Origin of the sequence: Streptomyces sp. NPDC001544 (genome assembly GCF_042894285.1) — a bacterium.
GTDB lineage: Bacteria > Actinomycetota > Actinomycetes > Streptomycetales > Streptomycetaceae > Streptomyces.
Genome location: NZ_JBIAVN010000012.1, coordinates 60,447 through 85,297 on the forward strand (window position 1 = coordinate 60,447; position 24,851 = coordinate 85,297).

Genomic DNA, 24,851 nt, shown 5'->3' on the forward strand with positions numbered 1-24,851 from the left:
TCAGATCCTTCGGCGGTACCGGCGGCACCGCCGGATGCGGTGGGGTCCGCAGCGGACGGTGGGCGACCGCGACCGGTTCGCCCCGCCGGCCCGCGTCACCATCCTGGCGTCCGGCGTCGAGGACATCGCCCTGTTCACCGCCGGCCACCCTCGCGTGAGAAGGGCTCGGCGGTCTGGGCCGCCACCTCGCCGTCCAGCTCGCTCTCGTCGGTGTCGACGAGGGCTCCGTGACCGCCACGGCGGCCCGGCTGGTCATGAACGGTCACGTTCTCGCCGGGCACCTGACCGGCAGCCCGCGCGAGACGGATGAAGCCATCACCTTCCCCGTCACCGCGGGCGTGCGCCCGATGATCGAGCGGATGCCGCTGGAGAAGGCGTTCCCGCGGAGCCGGCCCCCGTGAGTGCACCTACCGTCCAGCACAAGCTGACAAGCAGTCAGGTCACGTCCGGTCAGGACGAGCGCGAGCAGTCGATCGGTCCGACCGGCAAGAGAGGGTGAGCGGCCTCCGCCCCTCTCGCATGTATCGGCGTCGACGCCGAAACCTTTCGCGCTCCCCCACCCCGGACAGCACGCGCCATGCCGGAGAACGGCTCGTTGCACGCCGCTCGACCCCGGAGCGGAGCGACGGGCGGGCGGTACGGACGCGCACCCGACTCCGCCCACGACGTCCGTGGCACTGAGTAATCAGCGCCCGCAGTCCGCCCCGATCTCGGCCCAACCCGCCGCGCTCCGCCGATGGCCGCACCAGGGGATCACCGCCGCTTGGCGATTCCGAAAGTTTCGTATGTCAATCGGAAATTTCTTCTGCGGGGAGTATTGACGATCCACGGTCACCACCTCAATATCCCTGTCTGAGAACCGGCCCTGATTCCAGATCCCGAATCAGCTGCACGACAGATCCGCGCACCATGTCACCTGCGCCACCCCGTATCAGAACGGTGAGCTTCGCACCCCGAGACGTGGAACACCGCCGCTCGCCGTACGTCCGGCCCGCCCCGTCCGACTGCCGAACGGGAGCGGACGGCGCAATCCCCGCGCTTCGGTCCATCCGTGATGTCTACCCCGGAGGCACAGTCATGGGCTCGCACGCCCTTCCCAGATCCGTTATCCGCCGGAAGATCCACGGCCTGCTGCTGGCCCTGGTCGTCGGCGTCCTCGGTGTGGTCACCGCACTGGTCGCACCGCCGACCGCACACGCCGCGGAGAACACGCTCGGCGCCGCGGCGGCACAGAGCGGCCGCTACTTCGGCACCGCCATCGCCTCGGGCAGGCTGGGCGACTCGGCGTACACCTCGATCGCGGACCGTGAGTTCAACATGGTGACGGCCGAGAACGAGATGAAGATCGACGCCACGGAACCGCAGCGGGGCCAGTTCAACTTCAGCGCCGGTGACCGCGTCTACAACTGGGCGGTGCAGCACGGCAAGCGGGTGCGCGGCCACACGCTGGCCTGGCACTCCCAGCAGCCCGGCTGGATGCAGAGCCTCAGCGGCAGCTCACTGCGGCAGGCGATGATCGACCACATCAACGGCGTGATGGGCCACTACAAGGGCAAGATCGCCCAGTGGGACGTCGTCAACGAGGCCTTCGCCGACGGCAATTCGGGAGGCCGACGAGACTCCAACCTGCAACGCACGGGCAACGACTGGATCGAGGTCGCCTTCCGCACCGCGCGCGCCGCCGACCCGGCGGCCAAGCTCTGCTACAACGACTACAACATCGAGAACTGGACCTGGGCCAAGACCCAGGGCGTGTACAACATGGTCAGGGACTTCAAGCAGCGTGGCGTGCCGATCGACTGCGTCGGGTTCCAGTCGCACTTCAACAGCGGAAGCCCCTACAACAGCAACTTCCGCACCACACTGCAGAACTTCGCCGCCCTCGGCGTGGACGTGGCCATCACCGAACTCGACATCCAGGGCGCCTCGTCCACCACCTACGCCAACGTGACCAACGACTGCCTGGCCGTCCCGCGCTGCCTCGGCATCACCGTCTGGGGTGTGCGCGACACCGACTCCTGGCGATCGGGGGACACACCACTGCTGTTCAACGGCAACGGCAGCAAGAAGCCTGCCTACACCGCCGTCCTCGACGCACTGAACGGCGGCGGCTCCACGACGCCGCCCCCTGCGAACGGCGGACAGATCAAGGGGGTCGGTTCGGGCCGTTGCCTGGACGTGCCCGGCGCCGGCACCACCGACGGCACACAGCTCCAGCTGTGGGACTGTCACAGCGGTACCAACCAGCAGTGGACGTACACCGACGCCAACGAGCTCAGGGTCTACGGCGACAAATGCCTTGACGCCGCCGGCACCGGCAACGGCTCCAAAGTCCAGATCTACAGCTGCTGGGGCGGCGACAACCAGAAATGGCGCCTCAACTCCGACGGATCCATCGTCGGCGTCCAGTCCGGACTGTGCCTCGACGCCGTCTCAGGCGGCACCGCCAACGGCACCCTGATCCAGCTCTACTCGTGCTCGAACGGCGACAACCAACGCTGGACCCGCAGCTGAGCGTACCTGCCACACGGCTTCTCCCACCCCTCCGGGAGGACATCGTCGCCGATCCCGGGTCGCCGCCTCGATGGCGGCGACCCTCGCCATCACGTCGGTCGGTTCGCCCGGACTCCCAGTCCGCGCCCGTCCACGCCGCAGTTGTTCGACACGACCTCCAGGCCGGTGGTGCCCTGGGCGTGGAGTGCCTGGATGAGCACGCTGGGGATGCCGCTGAGGCCGAAGCCGCCGACGGCCAGCGACGCGCCGTCGGGGATGTCGGCGACCGCCTCGGCGGCGCTCGCGCGGACCTTGTCCATGAGAGAGGGCCTTTCTGTCGTGGCTGTCCTGCGTGGTCGCCGGTTCAGGCGTCCGCGCGCAGGGCGTCGGAGATCGACTTGGCGCCGCCGTGCGCGGTGAGTCCGCCGTCGACCGGGATCTCGGCCCCCGTGATGAAGGACGCCTCGTCGGAGAGAAGGAAGACGACGAGCGGGGTGATCTCGTCGACGGTTCCGGTCCGGCCGAGCGGTGTCTCGCGGACGTTCGCCTCTCGGAAGCCGGGCGCCGCGGAGGCGGTCATGTCCGTTTCGATGAAGCCGGGGTGGACGATGTTCACGCGGATGCCACGGGGCCCCAGTTCCATGGCGGCGGTCCGCGACAGGCCGCGCAGCGCCCACTTGCTGGCCGTGTAGGCGACCGGGTAGTGGCCGGTGAGCGCCGCGGACGAGCCGACGTTCACGATCGAGGAGCCGGGTGCCATCAGCGGGCCAAGGTGCTGGATGCCCAGCAGCGGGCCGGTGACGTTGACCGCATGGACCCGGGCCATGTCCTCGGGGCGTACGTCGTCGATCCGGGCCCGCCAGGTGATGCCGGCGTTGTTGACCAGGCCGTGTATCTGTCCGTACGACTCCCCCAGTTCGGCGGCGAGTTCGGCCCAGTCCTGCTCGCTGGTGACGTCGAGGCGGCGGCAACCGGGGGTCTCCGTCACGTCGGTGGCGATCACCCGGGCACCTTCTCGGGTCAGCGCCTCGGCCTGTGCGGCGCCCTGGCCGCGGGCGGCGCCGGTGACCACGACGACCTTGCCGATCAGCCGCTTGGGGGAGAGGTCGGTCACGGCCGTTCCCGGGAGCGGCGTCGGGCGACGGGAACGGTCATGGGGTCCGGGCCGGCCACCACGGTGTTGGAGACGGAGCCGATGCCCTCGACGGTGAGGGTGACCGTGTCGCCGGGCTTCAGGGGAGGCGGGGACTGCTCGCCCCGTACACCCCACAGCTCGGCGAGGCAGCCGCCGTTTCCGCAGGTCCCGGAACCGAGGACGTCGCCGGGGCGGACGACGGTGCCGCGTGAGGCGTAGGCGGCCATCTCCTCGAAGGTCCAGCTCATGTTGGACAGCAGATCCTTGCCCACGACCTCGCCGTTGATCTCGGCGGTGAGCGCCAGGCGCAGGAAGCCGTCCGCGTCGCGGTACTTCCCCAGCTCGTCGGCGGTGACCAGGTAAGGACCCAGCGTGGTGGCGGTGTCCTTGCCCTTGCAGGGGCCGAGGCCGACCTTCATCTCGGCGGACTGCAGGTCCCGTGCCGACCAGTCGTTGAGGACGGTGTAGCCGACGATGTGGTCGCGGGCCTGCTCGGGCGTGAGGTCGCGGCCCTCCTTGCCGATCACGGCGGCCACTTCGAGTTCGAAGTCGAGCACGGTCGAGCCGGGCGGCATGGGGATGTCGTCGTGCGGCCCGTACATGGCGTAGGGGTTGCCGAAGTAGAACGTCGGGGCCGCGTACCACCGCTCCGGTACCCCGGCAGCCCCGTCCACGGACCGCCGTACGCCCTCGACGTGTTCCTCGAAGGTGACGAAGTCCCGCACGGTGGGCGGCTGGAGCGGCGCCAGCAGTCGTACGTCGCAGACGTGGGGGCCGGCCGGGACGTCGAGGGTCGCGGAGCCCGCGTCGAGCAGTTCGGGCAGGCCGCCGCCCTCGGCGAGCAGGCCGGTCAGTGAGCTGACGCCGGGCAGGGGGTGGAGCGTGCCGTCCTGTGCGACGACGGCCACGTGGCGTCGGTTGCGGTACTCGTACGCGGCGAAACGCATGGCGGTTTCCTGTCGACTGTCGGCGTGAGGGGGCACTGAGGCCGGGGGGTCTTGCGGATCAGACCGGCGGAGCGACGAACACGCCGCGGTCGACATCGTTGAAGGACTCCTTGGTGACCAGCTCGTTCATGGGGTTGGCGGTGCCCCACTGGTCGGTGACCTCGGGCTGCGAGAAGTCGTAGACGTGCGGGTGCCAGGTGTCCTCGTCCAGCAGCTCCAGCTCCGTCGTGTACTCCACCGTGTTGCCATGCGGGTCGAGGAAGTAGGTGAAGGTGTTGTCCCCCGCCATGTGACGGCCCGGCCCCCAGATCTTCTTGAAGCCGGCCCGCATCACACGGCCCGAGCCGCGCATGTACTCGTCGATGCCGCGCATCTCGAAGGAGATGTGGTGCAGCGAGGTGTGCGGGCCCTTGGCGATGGCCATGGAGTGGTGCTGGTTGCTGATCCGCATGAAGTGCATGACGTCGCCGATGTGCGGATGGCCGAGCGTGTCGGACAGCCGGAAGCCGAGGTGCTCCTCGTACCACGCCTTGGTCTTGTCCAGATCCGGCGAGTTGAGGACGACGTGCGACAGCTTGACCGGGATCGACTCCTTCTCCTCGATCTTGCGGTGCTGCCGCACCTCGACGTCCGCCGACACCTCGATAGTGCGCCCGTCGACGTCGAAGAAGCGGAAGCCGTAACCGCCGCCGGGCGTCTCGACCTTGCCCGGCTGGGAGATCAACTGCACCCTGCCCGCCAGGAGTTGCTCGGCGAGCGTGTCCACGTCGGCGGCGCTCGCGGCACCGTAGGACACGAGGTCGAGACGCTTCTCCTCGGCCTTGCGCAGCCGGACGACGTACTGCTCCGGGCTGCCCTCGGCGGCCAGGAAGGAGATTCCGGAGTCCTCGACGACCTTGGTCAGGCCCCAGACTCCGGCGTAGAAGTGGAGTTGCTTGTCGTAGTCCGGCACGGCGAGGTCGACGTGCCGGAGGTGAGTGAGCAGGCGGTTGTTCATGGGGGGCTCCTCAGACGAGGTCGAGCAGAGCGGCGGCGTTTCCGCCGCGGACAGAGTGGAAGTCGGTGTCGGGCAGGTCCGCGGCGCGCAGCGCGCCCAGCGGGTCGTCGGTGCCCATGTCGAAGGGGAAGTCGGAGCCGAGCAGGACCCGCCCCGGCCCGACCGCTCGCAGCAACTCCCGCAGCACCTGAGGGTCGTGGACAAGGGAGTCGAAGTACAGCTGCTTCAGATAGCTGCTCGGTTCCCGCTCACAGTCCCGGGCATCGGGACGGACCCGCCAGGCGTGGTCGGAGCGGCCGATGTGGGTGGGCAGGTAGCCGCCGCCGTGCGCGGCTATCAGCTTCAGGCCCGGGTGCCGGTCCAGGACACCGGAGAAGATCAGGTGGGAGAGAGCGACCGCGTTCTCGGTGGGCTGGCCGACGGTGTTGGACAGGTACCACTGGTCCAGGCGCTCGTCGAGGGAGCAGCCGAACGGGTGCAGGAAGACCAGGGCGCCCGTCTCCTCCGCACGGGACCAGAAGGCTTCGTACGCCGGGTCCGACAGTTCGCGGCCAGGCGCGTGCGAGGAGATCTCCACGCCCCTCAGCCCCTGGTCCAGGGCGTGGTCGAGCAGGCCGACCACGAGGTCGGAATGCTGGAGCGGGACCAGGCCCAGGCCGTGCAGGCGGTCGGGAGCCTTCGCACAGTGTGCGGCGGTGCCCTCGTTGGCCAGTCGGCAGACCTTTTCGGCCAGTTGTGGCTCGGCCCAGTAGTGGTAGTGGGAGGGCGAGGGGCTGACCAGCTGGATGTCCACGCCCTGCGCGTCCATGGCCGTCAGGCGCACCGCGGCGTCCGTCAGCTTCGGCACGCGCGCGCCGACCATCGGACCGTTCACTGCCAGGGCCGCCGGGCCGTTGCGGCGCGCGTCGAGGGCGTGGGCCTCGGCGAGACCGGGATGACCGGCGACGGCCTCCTCGACCTCCGGGAGCAGGAGGTGGGCGTGGACGTCGATGGTCGGCGCGGAGGATGCGGTGGTGGTCACGGGCGCTCCTTGAGGAGGCTCATGGTGCGGCCGACCAGCCCGGCGATGTCGGCGTCGCGCACACCGTCCAGCTGCCACTGGCCGATCTGCATGGACGCTTCGACGACGGTGCGCACCCGGGGAATGCGGCGGTCGTGGTAGGCAAGGAGCAGCTCGTCGTCCCAGTCCCGGCCGTCGGCCACGGCCTCGCTGAGCAGCTCGGCGAGGACGAGGGCGTCCTCCAGGGACATGGCCGCGCCCTGGGCCATGGTGGGCGGGCAGCAGTGGGCGGCGTCGCCGATGAGCACGATGCGGCCCCGGTGCCAGGAGCCCTCGACCAGCAGGCGGTCGAACCAGGTGTAGTTGACCTTCTTCGGGTCGGTGATGTGCTCGGTGATCTCCGGCCAGACCCCGCCGTAGCTCTGCGCCAGACGGCGCATCTCGTCGGCGTAGGTGGCCGGGTCGATGGAGGCGCGGTCGCGGCACCCTTCGACGACGTACGCGTAGATGGTGTTTTCGCTGGTGGGGCAGTAGCCGGCGATGTAGGCGGGGCCGCCGTAGGCGAGGTCGGTGCGCGTCACGCTCGCGGGCCGCGGGGCGGCGATGCGCCAGATGGCCATGCCGGTCGGCTCGGGTTTGTCCGTGATGCCGATCGCGGCGCGGGTGGCGGAGTTGACTCCGTCGGCGCCGATCACCAGGTCGTAGCGGCGCTCGCTGCCGTCGCTGAAGCGCACCGACACGCCGTCGGTGTCCTGCTCCAGCGCTTCGGCGGTGATGCCGAGGCGAACGCCGGCGCCGGAGGCGCCGACCGTGTCGATGAGGATCTGCTGCAGCCGGGGGCGCTGCATGCCGAGGGTGGCGGGCAGGTCCTCGCCGCCGGTCCGGATGTCCTCGGCGACGAACAGGACGGTGCCGTCGGGGGTGGTCACGCCCAGCGAGCCGAAGGCGTATCCGGAGGCTTCCACCCGTTCCCACACGCCCAGTTCGCGCAGGACCCGCAGGGCGTTGCCCTGGAGGGTGATGCCGGAGCCGGTGGTGGCGTTCCAGTCCGGCTTGGCCTCGATCAGGTCGACGGCGATGCCGGCGCGGCGCAGCAGGATGGTGACGGCGTTGCCCGAGGCGCCCCCGCCGATGACCAGGACGGTGGGTGTGCCCCCGGCCGGAGGCTGGGAGAGAGTGCGGCTGTCAGCCATGTCGGGGATTCCTCCCGGGGTGGGGCCGCGCGACTTCGGGCGGCGGGGGCTGCGGCTCGCCCGCTGCGAGTGCGGGCCAGGGGTGGGGACGGGTCACCCGGCGAAGCGGGTGGGGCGGTGGGGGCCGGATGCGCCGCCGCTGTCCGGGGAACGGCGCATCCGCAGTAGTGCGGGTTACTTGACGGCGATCGGGTTGACCGGGGAGCCGACGGCTCCGGTGATGGGGAGGGGAGCGGCGGTGAGCCAGAACTCGTACACGCCGTCGTCGGCGCAGTCGGCGGCGAGCGCGTCGAGGTCCCACATCTCGCCGATCAGCAGGCCCATGTTGGGGATGACGACCTGGTGCAGCGGCTGGAAGGCGCCCTCGAATTCGTTGGGGCGGACCTCGAAACCCCAGGTGTCGGTGGCGATGGCGGCGATCTCGGTGCGGTGCAGCCAGCCGGCGGTGGTGAACGACAGGCCGGGCGCGGGGCCGCCCGCGTAGTCGCCCCAGCCGTCGCGGCGGGCGCGGGCGAGACGTCCGGTGCGGACGAGGACGATGTCGCCGGGCCCGACGGTCACCCCATGGGCCTCGGCGGTCTGCTCGAGGTGCTCCTCGGTGATGGCGAACCCGTCGGGCAGCTCTCCCCCACTCTCGGCTCCGCTCGAGCGGGAGGTGCCCCCACCCGTGCCGACGACCAGGCCCACGTCCAGCAGCACGCCGCGTCCCGCGACGTACGGCGCCATGTGCTCGATGCCGGTGACAAGGTCTCCGTCGGAGGTGACCACCTGCTCGGCGGCCCGTCCGTTCCACGCCTTGCCGTGGTCGAAGATGTGCCCGAGGCCGTCCCACTGGGTGGAGCACTGCAGCGGCATCGCGATCACGTCGTCCGCGCCGCCGATGCCGTGCGGGAAACCCTGGTTGCCCAGTGCCGCGTCGGTCCCCGTGTCGAGCATGGTGTGCACCGGGTTGGTCCGCCGGCGCCAGCCCTTCTGCGGGCCGTTCATGTCGAACCGCTGCGACAGTGAGAAGCTCACGCCGCGGCGCACGAGCGCCGCGCCCTCGCGCCGCTTGGCCTCGTCGAGGAAGTTGAGTGTGCCGAGCACGTCGTCCTCGCCCCAACGCCCCCAGTTGGAGTACGTCTTGGCGGCCTCGGCTATCGCACCTTCCGGGTCGCGGCGGTCCAGGCTCATGCCGTTCCCTCCGCGACACAGCGGGTGCGCTGCACGCCCAGACCGGTGATGGAACCCTCCATGACGTCGCCGTCGCGCAGCAGGCGTCCCCAGTGGATGCCGTTGCCGGCCGGGCTGCCGGTCAACACCAGGTCACCGGGCAGGAGTTGAGCCGTCTGCGAGGCGTACGACACCAGCCGGGCGACTCCGAAGAGCATGTCCTTGGTGGACTCGTCCTGCATGGTCTCGCCGTTCAGCTTGAGCGTGATCCGCAGGTCACCGGTGTCCGCGATCGACTCCGCAGGTACGAGCCACGGGCCGAGCGGTGTGAAACCGGGAGCGTTCTTGCAGCGCAGCCAGTCGGTGCCGATGGCCTTCATGTCCCGGCGGAACACGGTGGCGCGGTCGGTGAGGTCGTTGGCGATGGTGTACCCGGCGACGTACTCCAGGGCCTCCTCGACCGTCACCCGGTAGGCGGGCTTGGCGACGACGGCCGCCAACTCCAGCTCCCAGTCCGGCTTTTCGGCCCAGGCGGGCAGGACCACGTCGTCGTAGGGGCCCGTGATCGCGCTCGGCAGACCGATGAAGACGTACGGCAAGTCCTCGGCGGCCCGGCGGTCCATGACCGCGGCGATCTCCGCTCGTGCCTCCTCGACGGTGCGGGGGTCGTCGGGGGAACGGTGGGCGACCTCCAGATCGATCACGTGCTGCCGGTAGTTGGCGCCGGACTGAAAGATCTGCCGGGGCTCGATGGGGGCGTGCACGCGCAGGCCCTCCAGTGGCAGCCAGCCGGGGGAGTCGTCCTCCGCCAGGGTGCGCAGGACGGGGAGGGTCTCCTCCCACCGCTCCAGGACTGCGCGCAGATCCGACGGCGCCCAGTCCAGGGCGCTGCGCAGATCGAGTACCCGGTCATCGGCCAGGAGGCCGGGAAACGACTCCCCGCCCTGAGCGGAGAACGTGCCGAGCGCGAACGGGCCGGCTGATTGCGCGAGCATGGCCATCAGATTTCCTCCTGCGGGGTCGGGGTCTACTCTGGCCCCGATCGACCAATCACGGAAATCAATCCTGTGGATGGGTCGAATCCACGTCATGGATGACTCTCGTTGCTAGGCGGTTGCCGGTGAACCTGTCCCGACTCGACCTCAATCTGGTCCTCGCCCTTCGCGCGCTGCTGGAGGAGCGCAATGTCACCCGGGCCGGCGAGCGCATCGGCCTCAGCCAGCCGGCCATGAGCGCCGCGCTGTCCCGGCTGCGCCGCCATTTCGACGACGAATTGCTCGCCCGCACCGGCAACACCTACGAGCTGACTCCGCTCGGCGCCGCTCTGCGCGACCGCAGCGCCACCGCGTGCGACCTGCTGGAGCGGGTCTTCTCCAGCCAGGCAGACTTCGACCCGGCGGCGGAGTCACGTGAGTTCACCCTGCTCGCCTCCGACTACGGGGCGGCCGTGTTCGGTGCCGCACTCGCCCGCACCCTGCACGAGGAGGCGCCCGGAATCCGGCTCACCTTCCAGCACCCGGCCCCGTCCGTCGTGGAGAACACCGCCGCGGTGCTGAGCACCGTCGACGGACTGCTGATGCCGCACGGCGTCATCGACGGCTTGCCCGCCGTCGACCTCCACCAGGACCGCTGGCTGTTCCTGGTCGCCGACGATCACCCCGAGATCGGTGACGAACTCTCCCTGGACCAGCTGGGGTCTCTGCCCTGGGCCGTCTACCAGCGTCCCTACGACGCCCCGGCCGCCCGCCAGCTCAGCATGATCGGGATCAGTCCCCAGGTGGAGGTGTCCGTGCAGACCTTCCAGCTGCTGCCCCTCATGGTCGAGGGCACCCGCCGGATCGCGATGATCCAGGAGCGCCTGGCGCGCAAGGCGGTCCGATCGGCCGCGGTGCGCGTCCTGCCCTGCCCCTTCGAGGCGGTACCGGTGCGGGAGGCGATGTGGTGGCATCCGGTGCACGCTCAGGACGCGGGCCACATCTGGCTGCGGGAGAAGGCCGCGGAAGTGGGAGCGACGCTGGCGGGCAACGGCTACGGCAACGGCAAGGGCCCCGGGAAGGCGGTGCCCGTCGACCAGAGCGCGGGGTTGCCGCCGGGCCGGCTCTGACCGGGCCCGGCGGCAGCCCGTGATCGACGCGCTCTCAGTGGTCTTCCCGCACGCACTCAGGCCAACTGCTCCGGCAACGGCCGGGGATCGACGGCGCCCACCCGGCGGCGGGCCGCCCACAATCCCACCGCGACGAGGGCGGCGGCCAGCCCCAGCACGCCCACCGCACCGGCGAGACTGCCGGCCGCGGACTCCCCGGCGAGCAGCACCAGCGGGCAGATGAACTCACCGCCGAAGAAGGCCGCCGTCCACAGCCCCGTCCCGCGGCCGCGGTCCTCGAACGCCAGCCGGGACATGGCACTGGTGAGGAGGGCGGGCAGCAGCATGCCGGTGCCCACACAGTTGACGACCGCCCCGATGACCAGCAGCGGGGCATTGCCCGCGAGGAACATCACCCCGAAGCCGACCGCGCAGACCGCGAAGACGGCGGGCAGCATCGGGTCGGGAGAACGCTTGAGCCGGGCGAAGGTGACCGCTCCGCCCACGGTCGCGGCACTGGCGACCGCGGTGGCCAGTCCGATCACGCCGGTGTTCTCCACCCCGAGGTCGTCGAGCAGGTACGACATCTCCACCGGGACGGTGTAGAAGACCATCGCCCCGAAGAAGGTGAGGGCGCAGATGCCGCCCAGCTGCCGCCAGGGGAACGAGCGGCGGGCCTCCGTCTCGGCCGGAGTCTCCTCGCCGTCCGCACGGGCCGCCGGGCTGGGCAGGGCGGTTGCCATGAGCGGGGCGAGCGCCAGGCTCACGGCGTAGACCCAGAAGGGCACGCGCCAGCCCGCCGATCCGGCGGCGCCACCGAGCACGAAGAAGACGGTGGCCGACGCGGAGGCGCACATGGTCTGCAGGGCGAGGTACTTCACCCGCCGCCGACCGCTGTAGTAGTCGCCGATCAGAGTCGTGCAGCAGGTCATGATCGCAGCCTCGGCGACTCCGACCAGGGCGCGGCTGGCGATGATGCCACCCAGCGAGTCCAGCCACAGCGGTGCCGTGCCGAACAGCGCGTACAGGACGGTCGCCGCGATCAGCAGGCGCTTGCGGCCCACCCGGTCCACGATCACCCCGGCGAACGGAGCCAGCAGCGCCAGCGACAGCGCCGGGACGGTCAGCGCAAGGGGCACCAGCGCCTTGGCCCCCGGGACCGACGCGAAGTGGTCCTGCATCTTCGGCAGTACCGGGGCGATCAGCACCGCCCCCAGGATCGGCAGACAGCTGCCCGCCATCAGAAGGGTCACCCGCAGCAGATGCGCCGGGCCCGAGACGGCGACGGCTGGCGGAGTGGTGACATCGACCGCCGCAGGAGGCGGCGGGGGCACGGAACCGGGCATGGCGACTCCACGGGGCGGTGTGAAGGGGTGGGCATGCCTCAAGGGCGCCGACGGCGCACGGCATGCTGGGAAGCTCGCACGCCGGCGCCATCCGGACAGCGGCGTGCGGTAGCGACGACTATGGGGGCGCCGAAGCGCCGGTGCCATCCCCTGCGCGATCCGAATCCCGTATCCGGGTTATCCACGCTGTGGATGGGATGGCCAACCGTCACACAGACGGAAGACGTGCACGACCGTTCCTGCGCAGCGGTGTCCCGAAGCTCGGTCATCCCGGCCTCCGGGACACCGCCGGCCTCCGGGACACCGCCGGATGCCGGCAGCCGGCACGTCGCGCACGCCGGGCAGCGTCAGCGGACAGGCAGCGGCAGGACGCGCCGACAGGCGGCGACGGCGACGACCGCGGCCACCGCATGCATCACCATCAGCGCGGCGACGGCCAGCGGCCCACTTCCGGGCGTACCGCCACCCAGCAGGGACAGGTCAGGCCCGAACGACACGACCACCAGCACGGGCACCAGCCACCGCAGCAGCCCGGCCGGGTTCTTGGCGACACGACGGACGACCGCCCAGCCCATGGCGCCGAGGACGACGCCGAACACCGTCAGCGGCCCGTACGCGGAGAGGTGCAGCGGAGCGAAATCGCCCGACGCCCCCGCCGCGCGGGCGAGCAACGCGACCACCGCGTTTCCGAGGACGGCCACGGCGCCCGCCGCGAGAAGCCCCGCGACCACGGTCAGGGCGCGGGAGCGCGGCGCGGGCGGGGCGGACGATACGGCTTCGGGGGCGGAACCGGGCATGGGGACCTCCTGCGGAGAGCTCAAGAACGACAGGCGCAGCACCGAAAGGGCAGGCGTTTGATTCTTCAAACATGTGGGACGCTACTCCGAAGTGTTTGATCAGGCAAACATCTCGGTTAGAGTGGCCGGCATGACATCCCCCCGTTGGCTCACTCCCGAGGAGCTGCGAGCCTGGATCAACTTCCTCGACTGCTCGACGCTGCTGAACGACTACCTCGATCAGCAGTTGCGGCGCGACGCGGCCATGACACACGCGGACTACAGCCTCCTGGCCCGGCTGTCCGTGGCACCCGACCGCGCCCTGGGGATGTCCTTGCTCGCCGAACAGTTGAAGTTCACCCGCAGCCGCCTCACGCGCGCGGTGATCCGCCTGGAGGAGTCGGGCTACGTGCGGCGCCGGGAGGATCCGGCCGACGGACGCGGACAGCGGGCCGAACTCACCGATGCCGGCATGGAGTTGATGACCAAGGCCGCCCCCGGCCATGTTGCTGCCGTACGCCGCGTGGTGTTCGACGCCCTCAGCCCCGAACAGGTGGAGCAACTCGCCACCATCACCGCCACCGTGGTCACCTCCCTCAAGCAGGCCGGCGCGGAGGACGCCTACCCGGCGGCCCTGCCGTGGCATCGCCGCTGACGCCGAGAACCTGCCCCGTTCACCGGCTGAGCCCGCGTCAGTTCGGCATGCTGGTCACCGCATTGTGGCGCGAGGGTGCGGATCCGGTGCGCAAGGGCCGGCCGTGGAACCTGCCGCTCGAGGGCCGTGTGCTGCTGGTCGCCGCGTACTGGCGGACTGACCTGCCCCTGCGCCGGCCGGCAGCGCTGTTCGGGTGTCCAAGTCCGCAGCCGACCGCATCATCGACCACCTCGGACCCGCGCTCGCCGCTCAGTTCCACTGCGCGAGCAGGGGCCGGTGTCCCGTCATGCAGGAGCTGGTGTTGCTGACGCAAGGCTGCCAGTCCGGGCCAGGTGGACACGATCTTCTCGGCGTCGACCAGCGCCTCTGCGCCTCGGGCGGACCGCTCTCCCGTCTCAGGCTCCAGGCGAGTGCGCGCCCGCTGTGACCAGTTGCGCGGCCCGCGCCGCGATCTGCCGCAGCCAGATGTGGGCGGGATCCCGTTCGTGCATCGGGTGCCACCACAACGTCTCCACCAACACACCCAGCTCGAAGGGCAGATCGACGACGCTCGTCTTGCCCTGGAGGGCGAACAGCCGGGCGATCCGTTCGGGGACCAGGCTCAATCGGTCGGTTCCGGCGAGGAGATGGGGCACGGCGAGGTAGTCCTCGGTCGTGATCGCCGCCCTGGGCTCGACTCCGCGTTCGCGCAGGCGGCGCAGTGACGGGAAGACCACTGACGGGTGGTAGTAGGGCAGCACCCACTGACGTCCGGCGAGCTCCTCCGCGCAAGAGATGGCCGGCTCGTCATCGGCCGAGGCGACGCACACCCAGCGGTCCTGGAACAAGTCGAGGGACGGCAGCTGCGCCAGGATTCCCTGCGGGAGCACGATGGCGTCCACGGTGCGCAGGTTGTCGTGGGCCCGCTGGACGAAATGCTCCGTGCTGTGCCGGTACCGCAGCCGCACGCCGGGTGCCGTCTCCAGGACGAGATCGGCCAGGGCCCGTCCGAAGGTGGGCAGTTGGCAGTCGGTCAGCACCAGGGTGAACTCGTGCTCGGCGACGGCGGGATCGAAGTCCGGCCGGGTCCGAAACACCCGGTCGGTGTAGCCGAGGGCCTCCGCCGTGTTCTCGGCCAGGCGCTCCGCCAGCGGCGTCAGCTCGTAGGTGTTGCCCACCCTGGTCAGGAGTTCGTCCCCGAAGTGGCGGCGCAGCCGGCCCAACGCCGTACTCAGCGTGGGCTGGCTCAGCCCGAGTCGCTCCGCCGCCCTGGTCACGCTGCGCTCCTGTAGCAGGGCGTCCAGCGGAACCAGCAGATTCAGATCCAGACCCACGGCGTACGACCCCCTCGATGACTATTGGGAACGCCAATGCCGAGCATAGGCGACTTCGGGTTCCCCGATACCTTCGCCGCGGCCACAGTGGAATCGCGGCCACACAAGGACGACACCGGAGCCGCCTGGCTCGGACCCGCGCCCGCCCCTCGCCCGCGCCACGGCGAGTACATCGACTCACCAAGGAGGAAGGCGACAATGCCGTCGTTTCACGTACTGATCGCCGGAGGAGGCATCGGCGGCCTCTGCCTCGCCCAGGGCCTGCGCAAGGCCGGCATCGACTGCACCGTCTTCGAGAGTGCGCCGGACGTCGGGCGCTCCGGCTACCGGCTGCACATGAACGGTGCGGGCGGCCGAGCCCTGCAGGAGTGCCTGCCCGAGAACCTCTTCGAGCTGTACATGCAGACCTCCCGGACCACACCGCGCCGGGAAGTCCTGGTGCTGCTCGACCACTTGGGCAACGAATTGGGTGCACGCCCGCACATCGGCCCGCCCAACGACCCCGTCCGGCCGCACACCGCGGTCAACCGCCGCACGCTGCGGCAGATCATGAACGTCGGCATGGAGGAGGTGGTCCGGTTCGGCCGTACCGTCACCGGCTTCGAGGAGGACGGCGACCAGGTACGGGTGCGCCTCGACGACGGCTCCTCAGTCACCGGAGACGTCCTCGTGGCAGCCGACGGCATCAACTCGGTCGTCCGTCGGCAGCTCTTGCCCGAGGTGCCGATCGTGGACACCGGTGCCCTGGGCGCGTACTCGCTCGCGCCGCTCACCGACGAACTGGTCGCCACCCTCCCCGATGCCCTCTTCGACGGATTCGCCGGGGCGTCCGGCCCGGACGGGGCGATGCTCGTCTTCGGCATCTACCAGCCGCGCCGGCCCATCACCAAGGCGGTCGCCGAACTGGCGCCCGGCGCATCCATCGATCCGGTCGATCCGTACATCATGGTCAACCTCGGCATCATGCCAGGCACCGAGTTCAGCCGCGAGGTACCGGACCTGTGGAAGGCGTCCCCCGAAGAGCGTCACGCCGTGCTGCGCAGGGCCACCCGGGGCTGGCATCCGGCACTGGCCGGTCTCGTCGAGCACATCGACACCTCGACGATCTTCCCGGTGGCCGTGCGCCGACTTCAGCCCGCCGACCCCTGGCCCACCAGCAGGGTCACGCTGCTCGGTGACGCGATCCACGCCATGCCGCCGTCCTTCGGTGCTGGCGCCAACAGCGCGCTACGGGACGCCGCCGCCCTGACCAGGGCCCTCACGGCGTCGGTACACGGCGAGATGCCCCTGCTGATGGCGATCGCGGAGTACGAGGCGGAGATGCGGGCCGAGGTCTTCCCCGTCCTGCGCGCCTCCGCCGACCCCCGAGCCTTCGAACCCGACTTCCTGCCGGACGACCTCTCCGTCCCCGGCCGCACCTGACCGCACGTCCCGCCCTTCCGTCCTCCTGTGAGGAGAGCTGTCATGCCCGTCGACGAAGACGTCGAGTTCACCGTGCCCGGAGCGATACTGCGAGGGAAGCTGTTCCGCCCCGACGGCAGCGGCGACAGGCCCCTGCCGGTCACCATCCTGCAGAGCGGCCTGGGCGGCCCCGCCGAATCCCTGTACCCGGTGGCGCGAGGCTTCACCGACGCCGGACTGGCCGTGCTGATCTACGACCACCGCAACACCGGCTACAGTGACGGTGAGCCCCGCCAGCAGTTCGACCCCTGGCAGCAGTGCCGCGACCTGCGCCATGTCATCACCCACCTGACGCTGCGCCCCGACATCGACGCCGACCGCATCGGCCTGTGGGGCATCAGCATCGGCGGCGCCAACTCGCTGTTCACCGCCGCTATGGACCGCCGGGTCCGTGCCGTCGTCAGCCTCATCCCGCCCGTCAGCGGCTGGACCGCGCGCACCCTGCAGGCGGCCGACACCCTCGCCGAACTCGACGCCCTCATCCCCGCCGACCGTCAGGCTCAGCTGCGCGGCGAACCGGCTGTCACCATCCGCCTGCACGGCAAACCCGAACCCGGCAGCCCCGTGATGTTCAGCGACAACGAGGGGCAGGAATTCGTCGAGAACATGATTCACGACGTACCCAGCTTCAGGAACGAGATCACCGTCTCCACGCTGGACTACCTGTACGAGATGGAGGTGCGCGCCTACGCGGAACGCATCACCGTGCCGCTGCTGATGGTTCTTGCCTCCCAGGACACCGTGGCGCCCGTCGAAGAGGCCCGCGAGATGTACGGGCGGGTGCCCGGGCCGAAGGAGGTGATGGAGTACCCCGGCCAGCACTACGAGATCCTCTCGAACCACTTCCCCGAGATCATCACCCGAACCGCCGAGTGGCTCGCGCGGACGCTGAGCCACTGAATCGAGGCCCCACGGCCCGCACAGCTTCTGGGTCCTTCTGACCTCCTGGCGGCCGCATCAGGGTCCCGAGCGTCGGCCAGGACGCACCCCACGAGGCCGTCGACGAGCCGCCTCGACCCGGGAGAACGGCGGTACGAACGTGTGACCGCAAGGCCCAGAGCCAGCAAGGACGGGGCGCAGCCGACCTGTTCGGGCAGCGCCCTGATCTTCTGCTCCCCCTCTCTCGTCGCCATGCTCGGCGAACACCTGCCGCATGGCTTCCAAGACCACCGCCGCGTGAGAGCCAGGCGCTCTGCGCAAGTGGATGAACCATGACTTCCCAGGAGAAACCATGAAGAAGAACAACCGCAGGCTCCAGGCCATCGCGGCCGGCGTCGCCGCGATCACCGTGCTGGGCGCGGGCTCCGTCGCCACCGCACTGACGGGTGGAGGATCATCCTCCAGTGCCGCCACCGCGGCCCACGGAATCCCCGCATCGGTGACCCTCGCCACCGACCTCGCCGCCCACACTCCTGGCTCCGGGCCCACCTGGAACGACTCGATCTACTTCACCAGCGAGGTCAAGGCCGGCGGTCACGACTTCGGGGTGCTGGTGCATACGATGCGCATGCCGAACCGGGACAAGCGCACCATGACCGTCTCCATCACCGACGAGAAGACCGGCTGGTACAAGAACTACGAGACCGGCATCGCCAAGGACGACTACACCTGGAGCACCAGTGGACTGAACATCAAGATGCCAGGCCTGAGCTGGACGGGCAATGCGCAGAAGATGTTCGTCAAGGCTGCCACACCGTGGGGCTCCCTGGACCTCCAACTCAAGGCCGAGGGCCCGGTCATGAACTACGCCGGCACCGGCCTGTGGGACATGCACGGCGCGCAGCAGTACGAGTTCGCCCTGCCGTCCATGCGGACCACGGGCACGCTCTCCGTCCAGGGCAGGACACACAAGGTCTTCGGCGAGTCCTGGCTGGATCGGCAGTGGGGTCCGCTGCCGCAGTCTCTGGTGCGCTGGACCTGGATGAACCTCAGCCTGCCGAACGGTGACAAGGTCGCCGTCTGGGACTCCTTGGGCGGAACGACCGAGAACGCCTGGGCCACCGTGCTGCACCCGGACGGCTCCTACGACCTGGCGGCGGTCAAGCCCCTCGCCGACAGCGCGCACAGGTTCTGGGACAGCCCGACCTCCGGCAACACCTACCCCACCCGCTGGCGGTTGGAGATCCCGTCGCTGAAGACCGATGTCGCCGTCCGGATCATCGGCACCGATGCGCAGGAGATCGTCGGAACGCTCGGTAACCGCATAGAAGGCACCGCGGCTTTCTCCGGCATCTACGAGGGCAAGAAGGTCACCGGCAAGAACTACGTCGAGATGGTCGGCAACTGGTCGGCTTCCCAACCGTCTTCGGCTCAGGCTCAGCGGTGACGCCCATCGCTGCCACATCCGCCTGACCATCGACGCCGACCGAACCAAGGCAGGTTGGCCACCCCGCATCGCGTGCGGCGCACTCACGCCATGCGGGGTGGCCCTCCGGGCGACTTGGGTCGGCAGACGACCGACGTTCATCGACCCTGGGTAGGCGCCCTTTCAGGGACCGTCGCTCAGGAAGGAGGCGATGCCGACGGCGAGATCGATGGAGGCGAAGACGGCGCCGGCGACGAGGGCCACCGCTGGGTCGGCCACCCGCCCCCTCGCGTACGGCGGTCGTGACCAGACGCTTGATGGCGGCATGAGCGCAGGCCAGACCCGAGGCGAGCCGACGTGCGTGCTCTCGTGACGCCTCTGCCGATCCCTCGTCGGGCAGAACCTCATAGATCACGTTTCAGCGCTCGAGGACTCGGGCCGAGCAGCGCACTCCCGAGCAGATGCGCCGCTTCGCCCGTGCGGGGCCAGCCCGTTCCGCCACGCGTTGCAGCCCGCCCAGCGGCGGGGTCAGGCCGGCCACGGTCTCGACCAGGCCGAACGAAGCACCCTCAGCGGCGATCAGGAGATCGCGCGGCAACGCCAGTTCCAAAGCAGCGATGAGCGTCAGGCCGTGTTCAGCGAAGACAGCGGGGACGGGCAAATAGCCGCAGGTCAGAGCTTCTTTGCAGCAGGCTCCAAAATCGCCACGCACTCCACGTGCGACGTCATAGGAAACAGATCGAACGCCCGCAGCGTCCGCACCCGGTACCCCCCGTCCGCGAAGTACGCGATGTCCCGCGCCAGGGCGGCCGGGTCGCACGCGACGTAGGCGATTCGGCGGGCGCCCAGGGAGGCGAGGTGGGCCACCGTGGCGCGGCCGGCGCCGGCGCGCGGGGGGTCGAGGACGACGAGGTCGGCCTCGGTGATGCCGGTGCGGGGCAGGACGGAATCGACCTTGCCCTGTTCGATGCGGACGCGGGGGAAGTCGGCGAGGTTGTGGCGGGCGTCCTCGACGGCGCGCTTGCCGGACTCGATGCCGAGGACCGCGCCCGTCTCGCCGAGGCGGTCGGCGAGGGCGCCGGCGAAGAGGCCGACGCCGCAGTAGAGGTCGAGGGCCGTCTCGCCCTTGCGGGGCAGCAGGCCCTGCATGACCGCCGTGACCAGGGTGTCCGCGGCCTTGGGGTGGACCTGCCAGAAGCCGCCGCCTCCGACGCGGTACGTACGGCCGTCGGCGCGTTCGCGGACGAAGGGGCGGCCGTGGACGCGGTGCACGCCGCCGGAGCGCTCGTCGACCCGGAGGACCGAGACGGGCTTGTCGAGTTCGACCAGCGGGAGACGGGCGCCGGGGCGCGGGGTGAGGACCACCTGGCGGTCCTGGGAGCCGGTCGCCGCGATCGCCTCGACCACGTCCATGCCGGTCCAGTCGCGCTTCTCGATGCCCAGCTCACTGACCCCGGCAGCGGCGATCATGCAGTGGTCGATCCGCTCGACCTCGTGGGAGCGGTGGCGCCGCAGACCGGCGTGGCCGTCGGGGGCCACCGCGTACTGCACACGGGTCCGCCACTGTGGCACCTCGCCCGCGGGCAGCTTGTCGCCCTCGGCGGGGAGGACGGTGCCGTCCCAGCCGGCCTCCTCCGGGGTGAGTCCGGCCAGCCGCTGGAGCTGCTCGGCGATCACCTCGGCCTTGAGGCGGCGCTGGGCGCCCGGCTTGGCGTGCTGCCAGTCGCAGCCGCCGCAGCGGCCCGGGCCGGCGTAGGGGCAGGGGGCGTCGATGCGGTCCTTGGAGGCCTCGAGGACCTCGACGGCGTCCGCGCGGAGGAAGCGGGCGCCCTCCTCGCCCTCCGTCACCCGGGCCACGACGCGCTCGCCGGGCAGCGCGTGCCGGACGAACAGGACCTGGCCCTCCGAGGTGCGTGCGATGCAGTGACCGCCGTGGGCGACGGGGCCGATCTCGACCTCGTACTCCTCCCCCACCAGCGACTTCCTCGGTACTTCCTGCATGGTGGGGTGACTCCAGATCGGGGAGGGACGGGGGCGGCCCCGGTGGGGGCCCGACAACAGCCGACCAGTCTACGTGCCGCCGCCCGGTCCTCCTCGCGCCCCGTCAGTCCTTGGCGCTGGGCGCCTTCTCGGTGTGCGCCCGCTGCTCGGCCGGACCCCGGCGCACCGCACCCGGCGCGTTCCATTCCTGGCGCCTGCGGGCCCGGTTCCGCGCCGCCTCGGAGGAGGCCAGCTGGTAGGGCACCGAGGTCACCATGATGCCCGGCGTGAACAGCAGGCGGCCCTTGAGGCGCAGCGCGCTCTGGTTGTGCAGCAGGTGCTCGTACCAGTGGCCGACCACGTACTCGGGGATGATCACGGAGACCGCGTCGCGCGGCGACTCCTTGCGCAGGCCCTTGACGTACTCGATGATCGGGCGGGTGATCTCGCGGTAGGGCGAGTCCAGCACCTTCAGCGGTACGTCGATGCCGCGCCGCTCCCACTCCTCGCGCAGCGCCTTCGTCTCCGCCGGGTCGACGTTGACGGTGAGCGCCTCCAGGGAGTCCGAGCGCATCAGCTTGGCGTAGGCGAGGGCGCGCAGGGCCGGGCGGTGGATCTTCGAGATCAGCACGACCGAGCGCACCCGGGACGGCCGTACGCTGTCGTCGCTCGGGCTCTCGGGAGCCGCCAGCTCCTCCGCGACCCGGTCGTAGTGCTTACGGATCGCGGTCATCGTCACGTAGAAGATGCACATGCCCAGCAGCGCCACCCAGGCGCCGTGGGTGAACTTCGTGACGAGGACGACCACCAGGACCAGGCCGGTGAAGAAGGCTCCGAAGGCGTTGATCGCGCGGGAGCGCATCATGTGGCGGCGCTTGTTCTGGTCCTGCTCGGTGGCCAGATGGCGGTTCCAGTGCCGGACCATGCCGGTCTGGCTGAGCGTGAAGGACACGAACACGCCGACGATGTAGAGCTGGATCAGGCGGGTGGAGTCGGCGCCGTAGATCACGATCAGCAGGGCCGCCGTGCCGGCGAGCAGCACGATGCCGTTGGAGAAGGCGAGGCGGTCGCCGCGGGTGTGCAGCTGGCGCGGGAGGTAGCGGTCCTGGGCGAGGATCGAGCCGAGCAGGGGGAAGCCGTTGTACGCGGTGTTCGCGGCCAGGAACAGGACCAGGGCGGTGGCGGCGGCGAGCACGACGAACAGGAAGCTGCCCTTGCCGAAGACCGCCTCGGCGACCTGGGAGATCACCGGGTTCTGCACGTAGCCGGGGCCGAGGGCGGCGCCGTTGTGGATCAGGTCGGTGGCCGGGTTCTCGGCCATGCGGACCTTGGTCACCATGGCCAGGGCGATGATGCCGCAGAACATGGTGACCGCCAGCAGGCCCATCATCGCCAGCGTGGTCGCCGCGTTCTTCGACTTGGGCTTGCGGAAGGCGGGGACGCCGTTGGAGATGGCCTCGACACCGGTGAGCGCGGCACAGCCGGAGGAGAAGGCGCGCAGCAGCAGGAAGACGAGGGCGAAGCCCGCCAGGCCCTGGTGCTCGGCCTTGATGTGGTAGTCGGCGGTGGGGGCGCGCATGGTGTCGCCGAGGACCAGTCCGCGGAAGGCTCCCCACGCGACCATGACGAACACGCCGCCGACGAACACGTACGTCGGGATCGCGAAGAGCTTGCCGGACTCCTTCACCCCGCGCAGGTTCATCAGGGTCAGCAGCACGATCACGGCGATCGCGCAGAACACCTTGTGCTCGACGACGAAGGGGATCGCGGAGCCGAGGTTCTCGATGCCGGAGGCGATGGAGACGGCGACGGTGAGGACGTAGTCGACGAGCAGCGCGCTGGCGACGGTGAGCCCGGCCTTCGGGCCCAGGTTGGTGGTGGCGACCTCGTAGTCGCCGCCGCCGCTCGGGTAGGCGTGCACGTTCTGGCGGTAGGAGGCGACCACCGTGAACATCAGCACGACGACCGCCACCGCGATCCAGGGGCTGAAGTGGTACGCCGACACGCCCGCGATGGACAGGACCAGCAGCACCTCGCCGGGGGCGTACGCCACGGAGGACAGCGGGTCGGAGGCGAAGACGGGGAGTGCGATGCGCTTCGGCAGGAGTGTTTCGCCCAGCCGGTCACTGCGCAGTGCGCGCCCGATCAGGATCCGTTTGGGCACGTCGGTCAGTTTGGACACGAGAGAGGATCGTAAGCCTTCGAACTGGCTGTCGCCCACCCGCCGTCTCGGTTATTCCCGGCGAGTGGACCCACAGACGGTCGGAACTGCGGATTCCGTGGTCCGATTGCCCGCCGTGGCCGGACGGCAAACCCCGTCCGTACAAGGCGTGTCACGCTCCCCGGCCACGGAATCCCGGTCCTGTGCGGTGTGTGCGGCACCACACGCCGGCGACCGGCGTCCGGCCCGCCCAAGGCGCTCGAGCCGTACTGGATACGCGCGTCGATCGGGTTTCGAGCACCTGTGGAGGAGCCGATACGTTGGGGACGGGCATGATGTTGCCCGGCGGCCGTCCCGAAGGCCGCGAGTGTCGCCCGACGAGCCGGAAGAGGACAATGAGCGGGACGTTTGCGCGGGCCGGAAGGCCTATCGGAAGTGTGATGTAGAGCCATGCACATCGTGATCATGGGTTGCGGGAGAGTGGGTTCCGCTCTCGCCCAGACCCTGGAGCAGCAGGGGCACACGGTCGCCGTGATCGACCAGGACCCCACCGCCTTCCGCAGGCTGGGCCCGGGATTCGGTGGGCGCCGGGTCACCGGCGTCGGCTTCGACCAGGACACGCTGCGCGAGGCGGGCATCGAGGAGGCCGGCGCCTTCGCCGCGGTCTCCAGCGGTGACAACTCGAACATCATTTCCGCGCGCGTGGCCCGCGAGATGTTCGGCGTGGAGAACGTGGCAGCGCGCATCTACGACCCCCGCCGTGCCGAGGTCTACCAGCGTCTGGGCATTCCCACGGTGGCCACGGTCCGCTGGACCGCCGACCAGATGCTGCGCCGCCTGCTGCCGTCCGGCGCGGAGCCGCTGTGGCGCGACCCCACCGGCGGCGTCCAGCTCGCCGAGGTGCACGCCTCGCCGAAGTGGGTCGGGCACAAGATCAGCAAACTGCAGGACGAGACGGGCGTCCGCGTGGCGTTCCTGACCCGCCTGGGCGAGGCCATGGTGCCCAGCTCGCAGACGGTGCTGCAGGAGGGCGACCTGGTGCACGTGATGATGCGGACGGACGACGTCGAGAAGGTCGAGGCGGCGTTCGCCGGGGGCCCTGAAGAGGAGGGCGGTCACTGATGAGGGTCGCCATTGCCGGTGCCGGCGCGGTCGGCCGTTCGATCGCGGGCGAACTGCTGGAGAACGGCCACGAGGTCCTGCTGATCGACAAGGCCCCCACCGCCATCTCGGTGGAGCGGGTTCCGCAGGCGGAGTGGCTGCTGGCCGACGCCTGTGAGATCACCTCCCTGGACGAGGCGGCGCTCCAGCGCTGCAACGTCGTCATCGCCGCGACCGGCGACGACAAGGTCAACCTGGTCGTCTCGCTGCTCGCGAAGACGGAGTACGGCGTTCCGCGCGTCGTGGCCCGGGTGAACAACCCCAAGAACGAGTGGCTGTTCAACGAGTCCTGGGGCGTCGACGTCGCCGTCTCCACGCCGCGTCTGATGTCCGCCCTGGTCGAGGAGGCGGTGAGCGTCGGTGACCTGGTCCGGCTGCTCCGCTTCAGCCACGGCGACGCCAACCTCGTCGAGCTGACCCTCCCGGAGGAGTCGGCCCTGGCCGGCACCCAGGTCGGCGACGTCGAGTGGCCGGAGGACACCTCACTGGTCACCATCATCCGGGGCACCCGCGTCCTCACCCCGTCCAAGGAGGACTCGCTGGAGCCGGGCGACGAGCTGCTGTTCGTGGCCGCGCAGGCCCGGGAGGAGCAGTTGGAGGACCTGCTGTCGGTGCGGCGGGACGGCAGCTGACCCTTCCCGTGGGATACGTGGATGGGGGGCGCCCGGCATCTCCGGGCGCCCCCCATCCATG

The 24,851-nt window shown here is 70.2% G+C and carries 22 protein-coding genes and 2 pseudogenes; 10 read left to right on the forward strand and 14 right to left on the reverse strand.

All coding sequences use genetic code 11. The features are described from left to right. Nucleotides 1-227 precede the first annotated feature (227 nt). Both ACFY0F_RS27100 and ACFY0F_RS27105 read left to right on the forward strand, forming a co-directional pair. On the forward strand, nt 228-401 hold the full coding sequence (locus tag ACFY0F_RS27100; RefSeq protein ID WP_388799442.1) for a hypothetical protein: 174 nt from the start codon (nt 228-230) through the stop codon (nt 399-401). A gap of 676 nt (nt 402-1,077) precedes the next feature. Next, on the forward strand, nt 1,078-2,514 hold the full coding sequence (locus ACFY0F_RS27105) for an endo-1,4-beta-xylanase (RefSeq protein WP_388799445.1): 1,437 nt from the start codon (nt 1,078-1,080) through the stop codon (nt 2,512-2,514). Nucleotides 2,515-2,624: 110 nt separating this feature from the next. Here the strand turns inward: ACFY0F_RS27105 and ACFY0F_RS27110 are convergent. From ACFY0F_RS27110 to ACFY0F_RS27145, 8 genes and pseudogenes are all read right to left on the reverse strand, one after another. Then, a pseudogene (locus tag ACFY0F_RS27110) lies at nt 2,625-2,813 on the reverse strand (CoA-transferase); the annotation flags it as partial. Nucleotides 2,814-2,857: 44 nt separating this feature from the next. Further along, on the reverse strand, nt 2,858-3,607 hold the full coding sequence (locus ACFY0F_RS27115; protein WP_388799448.1) for an SDR family NAD(P)-dependent oxidoreductase: 750 nt from the start codon (nt 3,605-3,607) through the stop codon (nt 2,858-2,860). Next, nucleotides 3,604-4,575 (reverse strand): fumarylacetoacetate hydrolase family protein, encoded by a 972-nt coding sequence (locus ACFY0F_RS27120; RefSeq protein ID WP_388799451.1) that lies wholly within the window; start codon nt 4,573-4,575, stop codon nt 3,604-3,606. Before ACFY0F_RS27120 ends, ACFY0F_RS27115 begins: the two co-directional genes overlap by 4 nt. 58 nt (nt 4,576-4,633) lie before the next feature. Further along, the gene (locus ACFY0F_RS27125; RefSeq protein ID WP_388799454.1) at nt 4,634-5,572 is read right to left on the reverse strand and encodes a VOC family protein; all 939 of its coding nucleotides are present in this window, start codon (nt 5,570-5,572) and stop codon (nt 4,634-4,636) included. A gap of 10 nt (nt 5,573-5,582) precedes the next feature. After that, nucleotides 5,583-6,593 (reverse strand): amidohydrolase family protein, encoded by a 1,011-nt coding sequence (locus ACFY0F_RS27130; protein ID WP_388799457.1) that lies wholly within the window; start codon nt 6,591-6,593, stop codon nt 5,583-5,585. Beyond that, nucleotides 6,590-7,765 carry an FAD-dependent oxidoreductase gene (locus ACFY0F_RS27135; protein WP_388799460.1) on the reverse strand — a complete coding sequence of 392 codons (1,176 nt, stop codon included), beginning with the start codon at nt 7,763-7,765 and terminating at the stop codon, nt 6,590-6,592. Before ACFY0F_RS27135 ends, ACFY0F_RS27130 begins: the two co-directional genes overlap by 4 nt. Nucleotides 7,766-7,939: 174 nt before the next feature. Then, a complete protein-coding gene (locus ACFY0F_RS27140; RefSeq protein WP_388799462.1) occupies nt 7,940-8,938 on the reverse strand; it encodes a cyclase family protein in 999 nt (332 codons plus the stop codon). Further along, nucleotides 8,935-9,918, reverse strand: coding sequence for a fumarylacetoacetate hydrolase family protein (locus tag ACFY0F_RS27145; protein ID WP_388799465.1), 984 nt, complete (start codon nt 9,916-9,918; stop codon nt 8,935-8,937). The genes ACFY0F_RS27140 and ACFY0F_RS27145 overlap by 4 nt, the downstream gene beginning before the upstream one ends. A 119-nt stretch (nt 9,919-10,037) precedes the next feature. Between ACFY0F_RS27145 and ACFY0F_RS27150 the strand changes: the two genes are divergently transcribed. Continuing rightward, nucleotides 10,038-11,021 (forward strand): LysR family transcriptional regulator, encoded by a 984-nt coding sequence (locus ACFY0F_RS27150; protein ID WP_388799468.1) that lies wholly within the window; start codon nt 10,038-10,040, stop codon nt 11,019-11,021. 56 nt (nt 11,022-11,077) lie between these two features. Here the strand turns inward: ACFY0F_RS27150 and ACFY0F_RS27155 are convergent, their stop codons facing one another. Beyond that, nucleotides 11,078-12,346: an MFS transporter gene (locus tag ACFY0F_RS27155; protein WP_388799471.1), complete on the reverse strand. Its 1,269-nt coding sequence runs from the start codon at nt 12,344-12,346 to the stop codon at nt 11,078-11,080. A 347-nt stretch (nt 12,347-12,693) separates the two neighbouring features. Continuing rightward, complete coding sequence (locus tag ACFY0F_RS27160) at nt 12,694-13,143, reverse strand: DUF6069 family protein (RefSeq protein WP_388799474.1); 450 nt, start codon at nt 13,141-13,143, stop codon at nt 12,694-12,696. 130 nt (nt 13,144-13,273) lie between these two features. On the opposite strand from ACFY0F_RS27160, the gene ACFY0F_RS27165 reads away from it, so the two are divergent. Both ACFY0F_RS27165 and ACFY0F_RS27170 read left to right on the forward strand, forming a co-directional pair. After that, nucleotides 13,274-13,777, forward strand: a complete 504-nt coding sequence (locus ACFY0F_RS27165) for a MarR family winged helix-turn-helix transcriptional regulator (protein ID WP_388799477.1) — start codon at nt 13,274-13,276, stop codon at nt 13,775-13,777. Next, nucleotides 13,762-14,030 (forward strand): annotated as a pseudogene (locus tag ACFY0F_RS27170) (transposase family protein); the annotation flags it as partial. The gene ACFY0F_RS27165 and the pseudogene ACFY0F_RS27170, both read left to right, overlap by 16 nt. Nucleotides 14,031-14,172: 142 nt before the next feature. Here the strand turns inward: ACFY0F_RS27170 and ACFY0F_RS27175 are convergent. Next, a complete protein-coding gene (locus ACFY0F_RS27175; protein ID WP_388799479.1) occupies nt 14,173-15,090 on the reverse strand; it encodes a LysR family transcriptional regulator in 918 nt (305 codons plus the stop codon). A 198-nt stretch (nt 15,091-15,288) separates the two neighbouring features. Between ACFY0F_RS27175 and ACFY0F_RS27180 the strand changes: the two genes are divergently transcribed. The 3 genes from ACFY0F_RS27180 to ACFY0F_RS27190 all read left to right on the forward strand — a co-directional run bounded on the left by ACFY0F_RS27180 (nt 15,289) and on the right by ACFY0F_RS27190 (nt 18,877). Continuing rightward, nucleotides 15,289-16,512 carry an FAD-dependent oxidoreductase gene (locus tag ACFY0F_RS27180; protein WP_388799482.1) on the forward strand — a complete coding sequence of 408 codons (1,224 nt, stop codon included), beginning with the start codon at nt 15,289-15,291 and terminating at the stop codon, nt 16,510-16,512. 42 nt (nt 16,513-16,554) lie between these two features. Then, entirely contained in the window at nt 16,555-17,451 is an 897-nt protein-coding gene (locus ACFY0F_RS27185; protein ID WP_388799485.1) for an alpha/beta hydrolase, read from the forward strand. Between the two features lie 331 nt (nt 17,452-17,782). Beyond that, the gene (locus ACFY0F_RS27190; protein WP_388799488.1) at nt 17,783-18,877 is read left to right on the forward strand and encodes a lipocalin family protein; all 1,095 of its coding nucleotides are present in this window, start codon (nt 17,783-17,785) and stop codon (nt 18,875-18,877) included. Between the two features lie 397 nt (nt 18,878-19,274). On the opposite strand, the gene ACFY0F_RS27195 is transcribed toward ACFY0F_RS27190, so the two are convergent. From ACFY0F_RS27195 to ACFY0F_RS27205, 3 genes are all read right to left on the reverse strand, one after another. Beyond that, entirely contained in the window at nt 19,275-19,568 is a 294-nt protein-coding gene (locus ACFY0F_RS27195; RefSeq protein WP_388799491.1) for an enoyl-CoA hydratase-related protein, read from the reverse strand. Beyond that, nucleotides 19,529-20,857 (reverse strand): class I SAM-dependent RNA methyltransferase, encoded by a 1,329-nt coding sequence (locus ACFY0F_RS27200; protein ID WP_388799494.1) that lies wholly within the window; start codon nt 20,855-20,857, stop codon nt 19,529-19,531. The genes ACFY0F_RS27195 and ACFY0F_RS27200 overlap by 40 nt, the downstream gene beginning before the upstream one ends. 103 nt (nt 20,858-20,960) lie before the next feature. Beyond that, a complete protein-coding gene (locus tag ACFY0F_RS27205; protein ID WP_388799497.1) occupies nt 20,961-23,018 on the reverse strand; it encodes an APC family permease in 2,058 nt (685 codons plus the stop codon). A gap of 429 nt (nt 23,019-23,447) precedes the next feature. Here ACFY0F_RS27205 and ACFY0F_RS27210 point away from each other — a divergent pair, with 429 nt between their 5' ends. Continuing rightward, nucleotides 23,448-24,119, forward strand: a complete 672-nt coding sequence (locus ACFY0F_RS27210; RefSeq protein WP_388799500.1) for an NAD-binding protein — start codon at nt 23,448-23,450, stop codon at nt 24,117-24,119. Continuing rightward, a complete protein-coding gene (locus ACFY0F_RS27215) occupies nt 24,119-24,790 on the forward strand; it encodes a potassium channel family protein (RefSeq protein WP_388799503.1) in 672 nt (223 codons plus the stop codon). The genes ACFY0F_RS27210 and ACFY0F_RS27215 overlap by 1 nt, the downstream gene beginning before the upstream one ends. Nucleotides 24,791-24,851: the final 61 nt, after the last annotated feature.

Coding starts and splice junctions, on each gene's coding strand:
- ACFY0F_RS27105 (WP_388799445.1), top strand. CDS start 1,078: ATGGGCTCGCACGCCCTTCCCAGATCCGTTATCCGCCGGAAGATCCAC.
- ACFY0F_RS27120 (WP_388799451.1), bottom strand. CDS start 4,575: ATGCGTTTCGCCGCGTACGAGTACCGCAACCGACGCCACGTGGCCGTC.
- ACFY0F_RS27125 (WP_388799454.1), bottom strand. CDS start 5,572: ATGAACAACCGCCTGCTCACTCACCTCCGGCACGTCGACCTCGCCGTG.
- ACFY0F_RS27135 (WP_388799460.1), bottom strand. CDS start 7,765: ATGGCTGACAGCCGCACTCTCTCCCAGCCTCCGGCCGGGGGCACACCC.
- ACFY0F_RS27140 (WP_388799462.1), bottom strand. CDS start 8,938: ATGAGCCTGGACCGCCGCGACCCGGAAGGTGCGATAGCCGAGGCCGCC.
- ACFY0F_RS27145 (WP_388799465.1), bottom strand. CDS start 9,918: ATGGCCATGCTCGCGCAATCAGCCGGCCCGTTCGCGCTCGGCACGTTC.
- ACFY0F_RS27155 (WP_388799471.1), bottom strand. CDS start 12,346: ATGCCCGGTTCCGTGCCCCCGCCGCCTCCTGCGGCGGTCGATGTCACC.
- ACFY0F_RS27160 (WP_388799474.1), bottom strand. CDS start 13,143: ATGCCCGGTTCCGCCCCCGAAGCCGTATCGTCCGCCCCGCCCGCGCCG.
- ACFY0F_RS27165 (WP_388799477.1), top strand. CDS start 13,274: ATGACATCCCCCCGTTGGCTCACTCCCGAGGAGCTGCGAGCCTGGATC.
- ACFY0F_RS27180 (WP_388799482.1), top strand. CDS start 15,289: ATGCCGTCGTTTCACGTACTGATCGCCGGAGGAGGCATCGGCGGCCTC.
- ACFY0F_RS27185 (WP_388799485.1), top strand. CDS start 16,555: ATGCCCGTCGACGAAGACGTCGAGTTCACCGTGCCCGGAGCGATACTG.
- ACFY0F_RS27190 (WP_388799488.1), top strand. CDS start 17,783: ATGAAGAAGAACAACCGCAGGCTCCAGGCCATCGCGGCCGGCGTCGCC.
- ACFY0F_RS27200 (WP_388799494.1), bottom strand. CDS start 20,857: ATGCAGGAAGTACCGAGGAAGTCGCTGGTGGGGGAGGAGTACGAGGTC.
- ACFY0F_RS27210 (WP_388799500.1), top strand. CDS start 23,448: ATGCACATCGTGATCATGGGTTGCGGGAGAGTGGGTTCCGCTCTCGCC.
- ACFY0F_RS27215 (WP_388799503.1), top strand. CDS start 24,119: ATGAGGGTCGCCATTGCCGGTGCCGGCGCGGTCGGCCGTTCGATCGCG.